Genomic DNA, 14,506 nt, shown 5'->3' with positions numbered 1-14,506 from the left:
CCACCGAGGTGCGGGGCCGTCGTCGCGTCGGTCGCGGTCAGCGCCCGGTGTCCGCCCACCGGGAGCGCACCGGGTCGTTCATCAACCCGACCCGGGCATGCCGGCGCCCGTAGGCGAAGTAGATGATGAACCCGAGCAGCAGCCAGACGACGAACCGGATCCAGGACTCGACGGTCAGGTTGAGCATCAGGTAGAAGCAGAGCACGGCCGAGAGGATCGGCAGCACGGGGGACCAGGGCACCCGGTAACCGCGCGGCAGGTCCGGCCGGGTCCGGCGCAGCACCACGACGCCGACGCTGACCAGCACGAACGCCGACAGCGTGCCGATGTTGATCATCTCCTCGAGCCAGGAGACGTCGGTCAGGGCCGCGATCAGGGCCACCGCGGCGCCGCAGATCAGCTGCAGCCGCACGGGCGTCTTGTGGGTCGAGGACGTGGCGGAGAGCCACCGCGGGAGCAGGCCGTCGCGGCTGAGCGCGAGCAGCACCCGCGACAGGCCCATCAGCAGCACCATGATCACCGTGGTCAAGCCGATCAGGATGCCCACCGAGATCACCTGCGCGGCCCACGGGGCGCCCACCTGGATGAACGCGGTCGCCAGCGACGGATCCTCCGCCTTGGCCAGCTCCTGGTAGGACGCCATGCCGGTGAGGGCGAGGGTGGTGAGGATGTAGAGGATGCTGACCAGGATCAGGCCGCCGAAGATGCCGCGCGGCAGGTTCTTCTGCGGGTTCTTCACCTCCTCCGCCGAGGTGGCGACGACGTCGAACCCGATGAAGGCGAAGAACACGAGCGCGGCGCCGGAGAAGATGCCGAACACGCCGTACTGGGCCGGTGCCGAACCGGTCAGGAACGAGAGGAACGACTGGGTCAGCACGCTGCCGCCACCGGCGGGCGGCTGGGAGGGCGGGACGAAGGGCGTGTAGTTCTCCGCCTTGACGAAGGTGAAGCCGACGATGATGACGAAGAGGACGATGCCCACCTTGATCAGGGTGAACACGTTGTTGACCATCGTGGAGAGCTTCGTCCCGAGGATCAGCAGCACGGTGAAGACGGCGACGATGACGAAGGGGCCCCAGTCGAAGGCCACCGGCCCGAGGTGCAGCGTGGTGGGCACGTCGATGTGGAACAGGCTGAACACGTTCGAGAGGTAGATGCCCCAGTACTTGGCGATGACGGCGCCCGCGGCCAGCAGCTCGAGGATGAGGTCCCAGCCGATGATCCAGGCGAGCAGCTCCCCGAGCGTCGCGTAGGTGTAGGTGTACGCGCTGCCGGCCACCGGGATGGTGGAGGCGAACTCGGCGTAGCACATGATCGCCAGGCCGCACGTGACGGCGGCGAGGACGAACGAGACGCTGACGGCCGGGCCGGCGAAGTTGGCAGCGGCCTTCGCGCCGACCGAGAAGATGCCGGCGCCGACGGCGACCGCCACGCCCATGATCGCCAGGTCCCAGGCGTTCAGCGACCGTTTGAGGTCGTGCCCGGGTTCGTCGGAGTCTCTGATCGACTGCTCGATCGACTTGGTCCTCATGAGGCTCATGACCGCTCCCGCTGTGGTGTCCGTCGGATGATGATTGGTCCAACGTTACGGTGTGACGGGCGCGACGTCGTACCCCGAGCGGACGTGCGACGGGCCGCCTGCGGGAGCCGGTCCGCGGTCAGGAGCGGGCGAGGTGGAACGCGCGGACCGGGCACTCCGCCGCGGCCCGCTCGGCCCGCCGTCGAGTGTCCTCGTCGAGCGGGGCGCCGTCCACCCGCGGGTAACCCCACTCGTCCAGGGCCACCCGCTCGGGCAGCCACGCGGCGCACAGCCCGTGGGCGGCGCAGCTGGTGGGGTCGACGAACACGCTGCCGGGGCGCGGGGCCGCGCTGGTCACGACGCCGTCTCCAGGTGGGCGGTGGGCGGCACGACCGTGCCGGCGTCGTGCTCCGCCAGGTGCGCGCCGAACACGGCGAGCGCCGAGGCCGCCTGGCGCACCGCTCCGTCGGGATGGGCGCAGGCGCCGCGACCCGCGATCACGGGCAGCCGGCGGGCCAGCCGCTCGCGCGCCGCCGCCGACCCCGGGCCCGCGCCCGCGGCACGCCAGTCCGCCGCGATCGAGGGCAGCCCGAACATGCAGGGGCCGCACTGCCGCGCGCTCTCGGCCGCGAGCAGGTCGAGGATGTCCGCGACCACCGGGTGGGGGCAGGTGTCCACCCCGAGGACGTGCACGAGGCCCGCACCGAGGGAGGCGCCCACCGCGCGCAGGGCCACCGGGTCGAGGGGCAGGTCGCGCGCGGTCGCCCAGGGGAGCCAGGTGCCGCCCAGGCCGCCCAGGAGCACCGCCCGCGGCGTCACCGGCGTGCCGCCGCCCCGGGCCAGGACGTCCACCAGCGGGGGAGCGCCGCCCACCTCGACGACGCCCGGTCGTGCCACATCGCCGGAGAGGGTCAGGAGCCGGGTGGGGACGGCGGCGCCGTCGGACGCCCAGACGGCGGCGGCCTGCGCCACCGTCTCCGCGTTGAGCACGAGAACCGGCCCGCCGGGGTGGTCCGCCTGGGTCATCGGGCCTACGTGGAACGCGGGCCGGGCGGGACCCCCGGCGGCGAGGGAGGCGAGGGCGCTGGCCTCGCTCGAGACGTAGCGCTCGGGGACGTCCAGGACCCGAACCCGACGGTGGAGGCCCGGGGTGACGGCGACGAGCCGGCGCAGCCGGGCCAGGGTCGGTGTCCCGCGCCCGCCGGCCAGGACCAGTTCGGCGGCGCCGACGGCCTCGGCGACCAGGGCAGCGCCGCCGAGCACGAGGTCGGGCCGGCGCTGCAGGAGCACCTCGTCCTTGTAGACCCACGGCTCCGACTCGCACGCGTTCACGATGAGTCGCACCGGGGCGGACGTGAGCGACCGCAGTTTCGCGGCGGCCGGGAACGCGCCGCCGCCGCGTCCGGTCAGGCCGGCCTCGGCGAGCAGCCGGATCAGGCGGGGCAGGTGCCCGGTGCCGCGCGGGATCGTCGTCACGTCGGGCAGCGCGCCGGGCAGGGAGGTGTCGAGCAGGCTCACGGGTCACCGCCAGGAGTCGGAGGGGGTCAGCCGCCGGACGGCGGCGTCGGGATCGGGCTGCCGGACCCGCCACACCAGGGCGGCGGCGCCGGCCGCCGAGCACAGCGCCGCGACCGTCCAGGCCAGGCCGACGTCGACGGTGCTCGTCGCGACCGTGTGGATGAGGGCGATCGGCCACAGGGCGTACGCGCTCAGGTGCACCGCCCGCCAGGCGCGCGGGGAGAGCCGGTGCCGGAACGCCGTCGTCAGGGTGACGGCGACCAGCAGATCGACGGCCAGGGTGCCGAGGCCGACGCCGAGCGGGTTCCAGTCGGAGACGAAGGGCACGACGGTGGCGAGCCAGCCGATGGCGACGTAGCCCTCGACGACGGCGCTGACGATGTGCGCGACGAGGAAGGCCACCGCCATCAGCGAGAAGCTGCGGTGCAGGCCGGCGGGCAGCAGGGAGACGGCGGTGCCACGGCCGGCGCGGCCCGAGACGAGGGCGCCGCAGACCAGCGCCGCCGTCAGCAGGACGAGGGCGATCAGTCCGGTCGAGCGGCAGATCCCCCACAGGATCTCGTTCACGACGCCGCGGCCACCGTGTCGTCGACGGGCCAGCCCGCCGTCGTGACGATCCGGCGCTCCCCGTCGGTGCCCCGGCCGGCCAGCCGTGCCGGGATGCTGCGCTCCTCGAGCCACGCGGGCGCATCCCTGCCGAGCACGACGGCGGCCGTCGTCGCGGCGTTCGCCGCCTCGCAGGTGGGCGCCGTGGCGCTGACCAGGCACCAGGTGCCCGGCGTCGGGCCGCCCGTGCGCGGGTCGAGGATGTGGTGGCGCCGGCGCAGCCCGCCGTCGCTGCTCCGCGTCCACCAGGTGCGGCGGGTCGTCGAGGAGCTGGCGAGGCCGCCGGACCGGATCGTCACGGCCGGTCGCGGGTCCCGCCGGCCGTCGTCGACGGTGAGCTGCCAGCCGTCGTCCGGTGCGGGTCCGGCGGCCCGGAGGTCCCCGCCGAGGTTGACCAGGACGCCGCAGCTCAGCCGTGCGGCGGCGGTGGTGGCCGCGCGGTCGGCGGCCCAGGCCTTGGCGCTGGCCCCGAGATCGAGGTCGACCCGGTGGGGGAGCAGGACCTGGCCGGTGGCCGGGTCCGTCATCACCCGGAACCAGCCCGGGGCCGGCGCGGGATCGTGGTGCTCGGGCAACCGGCCGCGGACGGCGGCGAGGTCACGGTCGTAGCCGGCGGCGTCCATGGCCGTCGCGATCGTCGGGTCCACCAGGCCGCCGGTGCGCTGGGCGGTGGTCCGGGCCGCCTCGATCACGGCGAACAGGACGGGCGAGACCTCGACCCACCGGCCGTGGGGCAGCCGGGTCAGCTCGGAGTCGTCCCGGAAGCGGGAGCACGCCACGTCCAGCTCGGTGAGCTGGGCGGTGACGAGGTGACGAGCCTCGACGACGGCTGCCGGATCGGTGGTGTGCACTGCGCAGGTGGTGCCGAGGGCCTCCCAGCGCGCGGCGCCGAGGTGCGGGGCGTCCGCGCCGGCGTCGTCGGCGGGATTCGTCCGGGCGGCGTCCATCAGGAACCGCCCGTCGAGCCCTGCGCCCCGCTGCCGCCCGACTGCGGCGCGGTCCCGGCCCAGGACCCGCTGTCCGACGAACTGCCGTCGAACTGGCTGTTCGACTGGCCGCTCGAGCCTCCGCCGTCGGTGCCGGTGCCGGTGGTGCTGGGCGTGTCGCTGCCGGTGGTGCTGGGCGAGGTGGAGGACGCCGGGGCGGCGACGGCGTCCTGCGCCCAGACCGCCGTCATGGTCGCGGCGGTGGCGATCGAGCCGGCGCCCACGGCCAGGGTCACGACGCGGCGCGCGAACAGGGCGCGGTTGCGCGACCGGATGCGGTCGGTACCGGCGGGGACGCGGCCTGTGGGAAGCGGGGAGGTTTCCATGTCTCCACGGTCGGAGCCGAAGCTGTCACGGCCCTGTGGCCTCCCGACGGCCGCCCTGTGAGGCCCGGATCACACCGTCTTCCGCGTCCCTCGGCGGGCGCGAGGCGGCCGGCTCTACCGGTAGTTGATGAACTGCAGGTCGACGTCGAGGTCGGCACCCTTGAGCAGCGCGATCACGGACTGCAGGTCGTCGCGGGACTTGGAGGAGACCCGCAGCTCGTCGCCCTGGATCTGCGCCTTGGTGCCCTTGGGACCCTCGTCGCGGATGAGCTTGGTGATCTTCTTCGCCGCGTCCTGGGCGATGCCCTCCTTGACGGAGGCCTCGATCCGGTACTCCTTGCCGGAGGCGAACGGTTCGCCGGCGTCGAGGGACTTCAGCGAGATGCCCCGCTTGACCAGCTTGGACTCGAAGACGTCGAGCACCGCCTTGACGCGCTCCTCGGCGTTGGCCTTCATCAGGATCTTCTCGCCGGAGAAGTCGATCTCGGCGCCGACGCCCTTGAAGTCGTAGCGCTGGGCGATCTCCTTCTGTGCCTGGTTCAGCGCGTTGGCGACCTCCTGCTTGTCGACCTTGCTGACGACGTCGAACGAGGACTCGGAAGCCATGGTGCACTCCTGCCGTTGATGGGGGACGGGTTCGCCTTCCAGCGTAGTGGGGCCGTTACCGGTTCGTGCTCCGATTCTCAGACGCCACCAAGCCGTTCCTCATAGCCTGCTCACGCACGGTCAACACGATGGAGTGATGATGAACGACGACCTGCCCGATCCCGGCCACGACGACCACGAGATGCGGCCGGTGCGCCGTCTCCCGGCGTCGCCGGGCGTGCACGACGACCTCAGCCGGGCCGTCCGGTTCGGTCAGGTGACGCAGGAGCAGGCCGATCGCTTCGAGCAGCAGCTCGCTCGGCTGGGGCACCACCGGGTGTGACCGGACGCTCCCGCCCGTCGATTCGGACAAACCCGGGTCCGCCTAGTAGTGTTCTGTTGTTCTCCCACGCGGAGGCGACCCACCCGCGGGTGGACGAGGCAGGTTACCCGAGCGGCCAAAGGGGGCTGACTGTAAATCAGCTGGCATTGCCTACGGGGGTTCGAATCCCTCACCTGCCACCCTCGTCACCACGACCCTCGATCGATTCGATCGAGGGTCGTCGTGTATCCGGGGTCACGCGCCCTCGCCTTGTTCTCATCCATATAGTTAGGTAACCTAAACAATGGTGGAATCACGGGAGTCGACGGATTCCGGGGCGGCGGCCGCCGATGCCGACCAGCTCGACCTGGCCGACGACCTGCGGCAGGGACTGCGCCACGCGGTCTACCTGATGCGCGGGCTCGACGCCGACGGCGAGTGGTCCACGGCCCAGGTCGGGCTGCTGAACATGCTGGCCGAGTCGCCCATGCGGATGAGCGGGATCGCGGCGCGAGCCGGGATCCGGGTGCCCAGCGCGACCGACCTGGTCAGCCGGCTCGAGAAGGCCGGACTGGTGCAGCGGACGTCCGACCCGGACGACGCTCGCGCGGTGCGCGTCCGGCTGACGGAGCGGGGCCGCGAGACGCTCGAGGGGGTCAACGGTCGCCGCAACGCCTACCTGGCCCGGCGCCTGGCCCGGCTCGACGCCGCGGACCGGCAGGCCCTCAGCCGCGCGGTCCCTGCGCTCGAGCGCCTCGTCGGCCTGCACGACGACGACTCCCGCTGATTCCCCGGCCGGCGAGTACGCCGGCCACGGATGACAGCGAGAGGAGCACGAACACGTGAGCGTCCACCACGCCGACCAGCAGAGGCAGCCCGACCCGGACGGCGGCGCAGACCCCGGGCCGGACCCGTCGACCCCGGGCGCCGGCGGGCACCACGGCACCGCCGACGCGGCCGCCACCCTGGAGCGGGAGCGGACCAGCCTGCTGCACCAGCCCCGGGCGCTGTGGGCCACGGCGCTCGCCTCGGTGTTCGCGTTCATGGGCATCGGCCTCGTCGATCCGATCCTGCCGGCCATCGCGGTGAATCTGCAGGCCAGCCACGCCCAGGTCTCCCTGCTGTTCACCAGCTACTTCCTGATCACCGCCCTGGCCATGCTGATCACCGGCGTCGTGTCCAGCCGCATCGGCGGGAAGAAGACGCTGCTCATCGGGCTCGCCCTCATCGTCGTCTTCGCGTCCCTCTCCGGCCTGAGCGGCGACGTCGCCCAGCTGGTGTCCTTCCGGGCCGGCTGGGGCCTCGGCAACGCCCTCTTCGTCGCGACCGCGCTCGCCGTCATCGTCGGCGTCGCCAGCGGCGGCTCGGGCGTCGCGATCGTCCTCTACGAGGCGGCACTCGGCCTCGGGATCTCCCTCGGGCCCCTCGTCGGTGCGCTGCTGGGCGGGTGGCAGTGGCGGGCGCCGTTCTTCGGCACCGCCGTGCTGATGGCGGCCGCCTTCATCGCCCTCGCCATCCTGCTGCCGACGTTGCCGGCCAGCGCGACGAAGACCCGCCTGCGGGATCCCCTCGTCGCGCTCGGCCACCGGGGCCTGCGCACGACGGCGATCGCCGCGTTCTTCTACAACTTCGGCTTCTTCACGGTGCTGGCGTATGTGCCCTTCATCCTGGGCATGAACGCCTACGGCATCGGCGCGGTCTTCTTCGGCTGGGGCGTGCTGCTCGCCGTGTGCTCCGTCTTCCTGGCCCCCGTGCTGCAGAACCGGTTCGGCACCACCGCGGTGCTGGTCGGCTCGCTCGTCGGGCTGGCCGCGGTGCTCGGGCTGCTGGCGGTGTGCGCCGTCGGCGTCGTTCCCGCCGTCGTCGTGCTCACGATCGCGTCGGGGGCCCTGCTCGGGGTGAACAACACCCTGTTCACCGAGCTGGCGATGGAGGTGTCGGACGCTCCGCGCCCGGTGGCCTCGGCCGGCTACAACTGCGTGCGGTGGCTGGGCGGTGCGCTCGCGCCGTTCGTCGCCACCACCCTGGCCGAGCACCTCGGCCCGCAGGCCCCGTTCTTCAGCGCGGGCGTCCTGGTGCTCGTGAGCGCCGCCGTCATCCTGGGAGGCCGCCGCCTGCTGAACCGCCACGAGCCGGCCCACGTCTGAGGCTCTTCGCACAGCGAACATCCTTGGCCCCGGCGTGGCCCGGCGGCTAGCGTGGAACCATGGCTACCGTCACCGTCACCAATGACACGCTCGCCGAGACCATCGAGGGCAACGACATCGTCCTGCTGGACTTCTGGGCCGACTGGTGCGGCCCCTGCAAGCAGTTCGCTCCCGTCTTCGACGCCGCCTCCGCCGAGAACGAGGACGTCGTCTTCGGCAAGGTCGACACCGAGGCCGAGCAGCAGCTGGCCGCCGCGGCCGGCATCACGTCCATCCCGACGCTGATGGCGTTCCGGGAGAAGGTCATGGTGTTCAACCAGGCCGGTGCCCTGGACAAGGGGTCACTCGACCAGCTGATCGCCGCGGTCAAGGGCCTGGACATGACCGAGGTCCACGCGGCCGTCGCTCAGCAGCAGGCCCAGGCCGACGCTCAGCCGCAGCAGGGTGGGGCGCAGCAGTCCGGGGGGGCCGGCCAGCAAGGCGGCGACACGGCGCACCGCACCGGCACCACGGAGGACCCGGCCAACCTCGGCCCCCTCGCCTGATCTGGTCGTCCCTCGACGACCCCCGCACGGCCCGGACGCACTCGCGTCCGGGCCGTTCTTCTTCCCCGGAGCCGCCCGGTGGTCTCAGTGGAAGCGGTGGTCCGCCGGGGCGAGTCGCGGCGCGAAGCGCGGACGCCGGAAGCCGGAGAGGTACATCAGCCGGACCACGCGCTGCCGGTGCCCGCTGAAGGGCTCGAGGATGCGCATCATGCCGGCGTCGTCGACGGCGCCGCCGGTGAACGCCCAGCCCACATCCTTGGCGAGGTGGAAATCGCCGATGCTGACCGAATCGGGGTCACCGTGCGTGCGCTGCGTCGTCTCCGCCGCCGTCCACGGCCCCACCCCGGGAATGGACGTCAGCCGGGTCACGAGCTCGTCGCCGCACGGCAGGGCGGCGAGCCGCTCCAGGGCGCTCGCGCGCTGCGCCATCCGCAGGATCGTCGTGGACCGGCTGTGGTCGACGCCGGCGCGGTGCCAGTGCCAGGACGGCACGCGCCGCCACTGCTCCCCGGTCGGCGGGATCGTCAGGCCGACGGGCACCGGGCCGGGCGCGGGGCTGCCGAATCGTGACACCAGGTACTGCCACGCGCGTTTGGCTTCCAGGCCGGTGATCTTCTGTCCCAGCACGGCGATGACGGCGAAGTCCAGCACCCGGCCCGCCGTCGGCAGCCGGACGTCGCCGCGAGCGCGACGGGTGCGGGCGATGAACGGTGGCAGGACGTCAGCCAGGGGCTCCGCCTCCAGGCCCGTCCAGTCGTCGTGGGCGCCGAGCAGGGCCGGGACGGCCGCGAGGGCGTCGGCCGCGCCCGGGCCGTAGGCGCGGGCGTGCACGGCCACGTCCGCCGGGCCGGCACCGGTGTGCCCGGCCGCCGGGGGTCCCGGGAGGCGGCGCGCGTCGAGTCGCAGCGACGCGGGGCCGCGCCCCGTTCCGAATGCCATCCAGCACCCCGCCCCGCGGTCCGGGTCCAGCCGCATGCTCGGATCCTGCACGCCGTGCTGGAGGATGCCCAGGCTCGCCCTCAGGTCGTAGCCACCGGGGACGACGAAGACGGCCTGCGCCTCCACGGGGGACGCGGTCAGCACCCGGTCCGTCCGCACGCGCGCGGCGTCGTCGACGACCGGTTTCGGCACGGCCGCCGGTGCCGTGCCGGAGCCGCCGACGGTGGGCGCGGGAGCGGTCAGGGTCATGCCTCGATTGTGTCACCGCGGACCGACAGAACCGTGCGCGCGGACGGCTCACGCCGGCGGGACGAGCACCAGGGCGAGTGTGCCGGCAGACACCGTGAGGACCGCGATCAGGGCGCCGGTCGCCGCGAATCCGCCCCAGCCGACGGGCTCACCCAGGGTGGACAGCCGCCGGTGCCAGAGCATCGTGGCCAGGGACGCCCACGGCGTGATCAGCGGGCCGACATTGACGCCGATCAACAGGGCCAGCAGACGCGCCGCGTCGGTCCCGGCGGCCGGTTCGAGCAGCAGGTAGGCGGGCAGATTGTTGGCGACGTTCGCCGAGACCGCGGCGAGGCCCGCGAGCACGGCCAGCGACCCGGCGTCCCGTCCGCCGGCGGCGGCGGCCTGCAGCCCGGCGTCGAGGCCGCGGGCGTGCACCGTCTCCACCGCCACGAAGAGGGCGCCGGTGAGCAGCAGGATCCGCCACGGGACCAGTCCCGGCGAGGGGATCACGCGGGTGCGCCGGGTCGTCGCCACCAGCAGGACGACCGCGGCCGCGACGGCCGGAATCCACACCGGCATGCCGCTGACCAGCGCGACCATCAGCACGACCACGGTCATCTGGCTGATCCGCAGCAGCACGGGATCGGCGAGGGGCCGCGTGTCCGGCACGCCGTACCGACCGGTCACCGCGCGTCGGTGCAGCAGGGTGAGCACCACGACCGGCACGACGCACGCGACGATCGCCGGCAGCCACGCCGCGCCGACGAATCGCACCGGGGACCACGCGAGCCGGTGCTGCGCCAGCAGGTTGGTGAGGTTGGACACCGGCAGGAACAGCGAAGCCGTGTTGGCGAGCATGATGCACAGCAGGGCGAACGGGCGCACCGGCAGGCCGCACGCCCGGGCCACCACCACGAGCACCGGCGTCAGCAGCACGGCTGTGGTGTCGAGCGAGAACAGGGCGGTCGTCACGACGCAGAGCGCGGCGGCCAGCGCCCACAGCACCAGCGTGCGTCCTCGGGCCAGGCGGGCGACGCCGTACGCGACCCGGTGGAACAGGCCGGCAGCCTCCAGCAGCTCCGTCACCACCGTCATCGCGGCCACGAAGACGAGCACGGGGACGGCGCGGTCGGCCAGCAGCAGCGCCTCGCGCAGGGGCAGGGCGCCGGTGACCAGCAGGACGGCGGCGGCCACCACCGCCGCAGCGGTCAGGGTGCGGCCGGTCGTCACGGGTGTTCCCGCCGGGGTGTATGCACCCGGGCAGCATAGGCCCGATCACGGCCGACACGTGGTGGATCTCCGGCCGCGGGAACGTCGGCCGTGCCTCCGCCCGGCTTCCGCCGGCGCGAAGGAGACACGTCTCACGGTCGGGACGGCGGGTCCAGCCTGTAGACTGGTCCTGTTTCCCCGTGGCGGTTCGCCCGTTCCTCGTGTCCCCGCGTCCCGGCTCCCGATCTTCCGGAGCCGGACCTTCGATCCGCGGACATGCCCGTCAGTCCGGCCTCGTGGCCGGACGTGCGCGGGCCATCAGCCCGCCGGCAGCGTGCCGGCTCTGCACTGGCTCCCGAGCCCAGCCGGGTCAACGCCACCACCGATGACGACACCACCCGTGCCCCGGGTCGGTGCTTCCCGCGCTCACGAATGAGGACCATGTCCGAGGACACCACGACCACCGAGACCGCCACGACCCCCCAGAGCACCGACGCCGCCCCGGCGAGCACCCCGGAGAACGCCACCGCCGAGGCCACGGACCACGCCACCACGCAGCCCGATGCCGACGAGGACCGGGTCCGCTTCACCGACCTCGGCATCGACGGCCGCGTGCTGTCGGCGCTGACCGACATCGGCTACGAGAACCCGTCGCCCATCCAGGCGGCGACCATCCCCGCGCTGCTGGCCGGCCGCGACGTCGTCGGCCTCGCCCAGACCGGCACCGGCAAGACCGCCGCGTTCGCCGTGCCCGCGCTGTCCAAGCTCGCCGAGCTGAACGACGTGCACGGCCCGGCCTCGTCGCCGCAGGTGCTCGTGCTCGCCCCGACCCGCGAGCTGGCGCTGCAGGTGGCCGAGGCGTTCTCCACCTACGCCGCACATCTGGACGGTTTCACCGTGCTCCCCGTCTACGGTGGATCCCCCTACGGCCCGCAGCTGGCCGGCCTGCGCCGCGGCGCCCAGGTCGTCGTCGGCACCCCCGGTCGCGTCATCGACCACATCAGCAAGGGCTCCCTCGACCTGTCCGGGTTGCAGTACGTCGTCCTCGACGAGGCCGACGAGATGCTGCGGATGGGCTTCGCCGAGGACGTCGAGACGATCCTCGCCTCCACCCCGGAGCAGAAGCAGGTGGCCCTGTTCTCCGCCACCATGCCGCCGGCCATCCGCAAGATCGCCGCGAAGTACCTGAACGACCCCGCGGAGATCACGGTCGCCGCGAAGACCACCACCCGCGCCAACATCCGGCAGCGGTACGTGCAGGTGATGAACCCGCACAAGCTCGACGCGATCACCCGCATCCTCGAGGTCGAGCAGTACGACGGCGTCATCGTCTTCGTGCGTACCAAGCTCGCCACGGAGGAACTCGCCGACAAGCTGACCGCCCGCGGCTTCACCGCCGCCGCGATCAACGGCGACATCCCCCAGACCCAGCGGGAGCGCACCGTCGACGCGCTGCGCAGCGGCAACGTCGACGTCCTGGTCGCCACCGACGTCGCCGCCCGAGGCCTGGACGTCGAGCGGATCAGCCTGGTGATCAACTACGACATCCCGCACGACACCGAGTCCTACGTGCACCGCATCGGCCGCACCGGCCGCGCCGGGCGTGCCGGTGACGCCATCCTGTTCATGACGCCGCGCGAGAAGTACCTGCTGCGCTCCATCGAGCGGGCCACCCGCCAGCCGGTCGAGCAGATGACCCTGCCGTCGGTGGACGCCGTCAACAGCACCCGCATCGGGCGTTTCGCCGAGCAGATCACCCAGACCCGGCAGGCCGAGGACCTCAGCGTGTTCCGCGACCTGGTCGAGGAGTACGTGCGTGAGCAGGACGTCGACGCGGTCGAGGTCGCGGCGGCTCTCGCCGTCATGGCCCAGGGCGGCCGCCCGCTGCTCATGGAGGAGCCGCCGCCGCTGCCGGCGAAGGGCCCGCGCGGAGGCAAGGACCGGGGCCGGACCTCCGGCCGCGGCCCCGGCGCCGGCAAGGCCACCTACCGGATCGCCGTCGGCCGTCGCCAGCGGGTGATGCCGGGCTCGATCGTCGGCGCCATCGCCAACGAGGGCGGCATCGACTCGTCCGACATCGGCGGGATCGACATCCGCTCCGACCACTCCCTGGTCGAGCTGCCGGCGGAGCTGCCCGAGCAGACCCTGCGAGCGCTCTCCCGCACCCGGATCGGCGGGCAGCTGATCGAGCTCGAACTGGACCGGGGGCCGCGCGGCGGCAATCGGCACGCGGGCCGGTCCGCCCAGGCTGACGGCTTCCGGCGGCGCGAGGACCGGGCCGACCGGAAGCGCGGTGACCGGCCCGATCACGGTGGCGGGAAGGGCCGCGACAAGCCCTGGAACCGGAAGGGCTGAGGGCCCTCCTCGCCCGGAACGACGCGGTCGGCGAACCCTGACCGGCCGCGTCGGAGGTCGATTTCGTCCGGCGTGAGCGCGCTGGTAGAGTAATCGATCGTTGCCCCGATAGCTCAGTGGTAGAGCGCCATCTTGGTAAGATGGAGGTCCCGGGATCGATTCCCGGTCGGGGCTCTCACGGTTCACGCCCGCGCATGATCGTCAGCAGACGCGGCGCGGGCGTTCCCGTGAATGGCGGTGTAGCTCAGTTGGTCAGAGCGCACGACTCATAATCGTGAGGTCCCGGGATCGAGCCCCGGCACCGCTACCGGATACACACCAGGCCCTCGGCGTCAGCCGGGGGCCTGTGTTGTTCCGTCGCCGGCGTCAGACCCGTCGGACGGTCAGTGCTCGGGGCGCCGTGCGGAATCACCGGTCGCCGCGTCGCTGCGCGGCGCACCGGCCAGCCGGTCCACCTGAGCGCTCAGCCGGGCGACCTGCTCGGTCAGCACGGCCACCTGCCGTCGCAACGGGGCCTCCTCGTCCTCGACCTCCTCGACGATCTCCTCGCTCACCACCCGCTGCATCAGCCACGAGGCCAGGGTCGCCGTGACGAGGCCGATGACGGCGATGCCGCTGATCATCAGCCCGACGGCGATCAGCCGGCCGAGCGGCGTCACGGGGTACAGGTCGCCGTACCCGGCGGTCGTGATGGTCACGACCGCCCACCACAGGGCGTCGCCGAAGGTGGTGATGGTGGTCCCGGGGGCGTGCTTCTCCGCGTCGAGCACGGCGATCGAGCCGATCAGCACCACGAGCAGCGCCGAGGACAGGCCGTAGAGGAAGACCCGGCCCTGGATCCGCGGCCCGATCCGGCGCTCCAGCATCATCGCGACGCTGATCAGCCGCAGCAGCCGCAGCGGCCGGAACATCGGGAGCACCACGAGCAGCAGCTCGTGCAGGTTGCGCACGAACCACCGGGCCCGGTCGTGCGCGGTGACGATCATGACGACGTAGTCGGCGGCGAACACGGCCCACAGCAGCCACAGCCCCACCTCGAGGGCACCGCCGAGGGGCCCGCCCGGCTCCTCGATCACCTGCCACGCGAACCCGGCGGTGTAGAGCAGGGCGGCGGCGATCAGCGGCCACTCCGTGGCCCGCCGCCACGCGGCCTGGGTCAACCGTCGGCGCCCGTTCACCCCCTCATGGTAGGACCGCGGCCGCCTCACCCGGCCGGCC

General features: G+C 72.9%; 15 protein-coding genes and 3 tRNA genes. 8 read left to right on the top strand and 10 right to left on the bottom strand.

Translation table 11 applies throughout. The features are described from left to right. Nucleotides 1–37: 37 nt before the first annotated feature. From IEX22_RS05960 to IEX22_RS05930, 7 genes are all read right to left on the bottom strand, one after another. Complete coding sequence (locus IEX22_RS05960) at nucleotides 38–1,540, bottom strand: APC family permease (protein WP_188667372.1); 1,503 nt, start codon at nucleotides 1,538–1,540, stop codon at nucleotides 38–40. A gap of 118 nt (nucleotides 1,541–1,658) precedes the next feature. Next, nucleotides 1,659–1,877, bottom strand: coding sequence for a ferredoxin (locus IEX22_RS05955; RefSeq protein ID WP_188667370.1), 219 nt, complete (start codon nucleotides 1,875–1,877; stop codon nucleotides 1,659–1,661). Next, a complete protein-coding gene (locus IEX22_RS05950) occupies nucleotides 1,874–3,037 on the bottom strand; it encodes an NADH-ubiquinone oxidoreductase-F iron-sulfur binding region domain-containing protein (RefSeq protein ID WP_229659798.1) in 1,164 nt (387 codons plus the stop codon). Before IEX22_RS05950 ends, IEX22_RS05955 begins: the two co-directional genes overlap by 4 nt. Before the next feature lie 3 nt (nucleotides 3,038–3,040). After that, the gene (locus tag IEX22_RS05945; protein WP_229659797.1) at nucleotides 3,041–3,604 is read right to left on the bottom strand and encodes a ferric reductase-like transmembrane domain-containing protein; all 564 of its coding nucleotides are present in this window, start codon (nucleotides 3,602–3,604) and stop codon (nucleotides 3,041–3,043) included. Further along, nucleotides 3,601–4,590 carry an FAD:protein FMN transferase gene (locus IEX22_RS05940; protein WP_188667367.1) on the bottom strand — a complete coding sequence of 330 codons (990 nt, stop codon included), beginning with the start codon at nucleotides 4,588–4,590 and terminating at the stop codon, nucleotides 3,601–3,603. Before IEX22_RS05940 ends, IEX22_RS05945 begins: the two co-directional genes overlap by 4 nt. Next, entirely contained in the window at nucleotides 4,590–4,955 is a 366-nt protein-coding gene (locus tag IEX22_RS05935; protein ID WP_188667365.1) for a hypothetical protein, read from the bottom strand. The genes IEX22_RS05940 and IEX22_RS05935 overlap by 1 nt, the downstream gene beginning before the upstream one ends. 114 nt (nucleotides 4,956–5,069) lie before the next feature. Further along, on the bottom strand, nucleotides 5,070–5,561 hold the full coding sequence (locus IEX22_RS05930) for a YajQ family cyclic di-GMP-binding protein (RefSeq protein WP_188667363.1): 492 nt from the start codon (nucleotides 5,559–5,561) through the stop codon (nucleotides 5,070–5,072). Between the two features lie 136 nt (nucleotides 5,562–5,697). Between IEX22_RS05930 and IEX22_RS05925 the strand changes: the two genes are divergently transcribed. The 5 genes from IEX22_RS05925 (at nucleotide 5,698) to trxA (ending at nucleotide 8,554) form a co-directional block, all read left to right on the top strand. Continuing rightward, nucleotides 5,698–5,883 (top strand): hypothetical protein, encoded by a 186-nt coding sequence (locus tag IEX22_RS05925; protein ID WP_188667361.1) that lies wholly within the window; start codon nucleotides 5,698–5,700, stop codon nucleotides 5,881–5,883. Between the two features lie 97 nt (nucleotides 5,884–5,980). Then, nucleotides 5,981–6,062, top strand: a tRNA-Tyr gene (locus tag IEX22_RS05920). A 104-nt stretch (nucleotides 6,063–6,166) separates the two neighbouring features. Next, nucleotides 6,167–6,649, top strand: coding sequence for a MarR family winged helix-turn-helix transcriptional regulator (locus tag IEX22_RS05915; protein WP_188667359.1), 483 nt, complete (start codon nucleotides 6,167–6,169; stop codon nucleotides 6,647–6,649). A gap of 178 nt (nucleotides 6,650–6,827) precedes the next feature. Next, nucleotides 6,828–8,009: an MFS transporter gene (locus IEX22_RS05910; protein WP_229659811.1), complete on the top strand. Its 1,182-nt coding sequence runs from the start codon at nucleotides 6,828–6,830 to the stop codon at nucleotides 8,007–8,009. 59 nt (nucleotides 8,010–8,068) lie between these two features. Next, nucleotides 8,069–8,554: a thioredoxin gene (trxA, locus tag IEX22_RS05905; protein WP_188667358.1), complete on the top strand. Its 486-nt coding sequence runs from the start codon at nucleotides 8,069–8,071 to the stop codon at nucleotides 8,552–8,554. An 84-nt stretch (nucleotides 8,555–8,638) separates the two neighbouring features. Here the strand turns inward: trxA and IEX22_RS05900 are convergent, their stop codons facing one another. Both IEX22_RS05900 and IEX22_RS05895 read right to left on the bottom strand, forming a co-directional pair. Continuing rightward, nucleotides 8,639–9,742: a DNA-3-methyladenine glycosylase family protein gene (locus IEX22_RS05900; RefSeq protein ID WP_229659796.1), complete on the bottom strand. Its 1,104-nt coding sequence runs from the start codon at nucleotides 9,740–9,742 to the stop codon at nucleotides 8,639–8,641. Between the two features lie 48 nt (nucleotides 9,743–9,790). Further along, nucleotides 9,791–10,954, bottom strand: a complete 1,164-nt coding sequence (locus IEX22_RS05895) for an SLC13 family permease (RefSeq protein ID WP_229659795.1) — start codon at nucleotides 10,952–10,954, stop codon at nucleotides 9,791–9,793. Between the two features lie 420 nt (nucleotides 10,955–11,374). Between IEX22_RS05895 and IEX22_RS05890 the strand changes: the two genes are divergently transcribed. The 3 genes from IEX22_RS05890 (at nucleotide 11,375) to IEX22_RS05880 (ending at nucleotide 13,595) form a co-directional block, all read left to right on the top strand. Then, a complete protein-coding gene (locus tag IEX22_RS05890) occupies nucleotides 11,375–13,288 on the top strand; it encodes a DEAD/DEAH box helicase (protein ID WP_188667356.1) in 1,914 nt (637 codons plus the stop codon). Nucleotides 13,289–13,390: 102 nt separating this feature from the next. Then, nucleotides 13,391–13,462 (top strand) — tRNA-Thr (locus IEX22_RS05885). Between the two features lie 59 nt (nucleotides 13,463–13,521). Continuing rightward, nucleotides 13,522–13,595 (top strand) — tRNA-Met (locus IEX22_RS05880). A 76-nt stretch (nucleotides 13,596–13,671) separates the two neighbouring features. Here the strand turns inward: IEX22_RS05880 and IEX22_RS05875 are convergent. Further along, the gene (locus tag IEX22_RS05875; RefSeq protein ID WP_229659794.1) at nucleotides 13,672–14,466 is read right to left on the bottom strand and encodes a potassium channel family protein; all 795 of its coding nucleotides are present in this window, start codon (nucleotides 14,464–14,466) and stop codon (nucleotides 13,672–13,674) included. Nucleotides 14,467–14,506 lie beyond the last annotated feature (40 nt).

Source organism: Tersicoccus solisilvae, from assembly GCF_014643255.1.
Taxonomy (GTDB): Bacteria; Actinomycetota; Actinomycetes; order Actinomycetales; family Micrococcaceae; genus Tersicoccus; species Tersicoccus solisilvae.
This window is presented reverse-complemented; position numbering and strand designations above follow the sequence as displayed.

Excerpts from the sequence above, each read along its gene's own strand:
- IEX22_RS05935 (WP_188667365.1), bottom strand. The coding sequence starts at position 4,955 with ATGGAAACCTCCCCGCTTCCCACAGGCCGCGTCCCCGCCGGTACCGAC.
- IEX22_RS05890 (WP_188667356.1), top strand. The coding sequence starts at position 11,375 with ATGTCCGAGGACACCACGACCACCGAGACCGCCACGACCCCCCAGAGC.
- IEX22_RS05940 (WP_188667367.1), bottom strand. The coding sequence starts at position 4,590 with ATGGACGCCGCCCGGACGAATCCCGCCGACGACGCCGGCGCGGACGCC.
- IEX22_RS05930 (WP_188667363.1), bottom strand. The coding sequence starts at position 5,561 with ATGGCTTCCGAGTCCTCGTTCGACGTCGTCAGCAAGGTCGACAAGCAG.
- IEX22_RS05960 (WP_188667372.1), bottom strand. The coding sequence starts at position 1,540 with ATGAGCCTCATGAGGACCAAGTCGATCGAGCAGTCGATCAGAGACTCC.
- trxA (WP_188667358.1), top strand. The coding sequence starts at position 8,069 with ATGGCTACCGTCACCGTCACCAATGACACGCTCGCCGAGACCATCGAG.
- IEX22_RS05925 (WP_188667361.1), top strand. The coding sequence starts at position 5,698 with ATGATGAACGACGACCTGCCCGATCCCGGCCACGACGACCACGAGATG.
- IEX22_RS05915 (WP_188667359.1), top strand. The coding sequence starts at position 6,167 with ATGGTGGAATCACGGGAGTCGACGGATTCCGGGGCGGCGGCCGCCGAT.
- IEX22_RS05900 (WP_229659796.1), bottom strand. The coding sequence starts at position 9,742 with ATGACCCTGACCGCTCCCGCGCCCACCGTCGGCGGCTCCGGCACGGCA.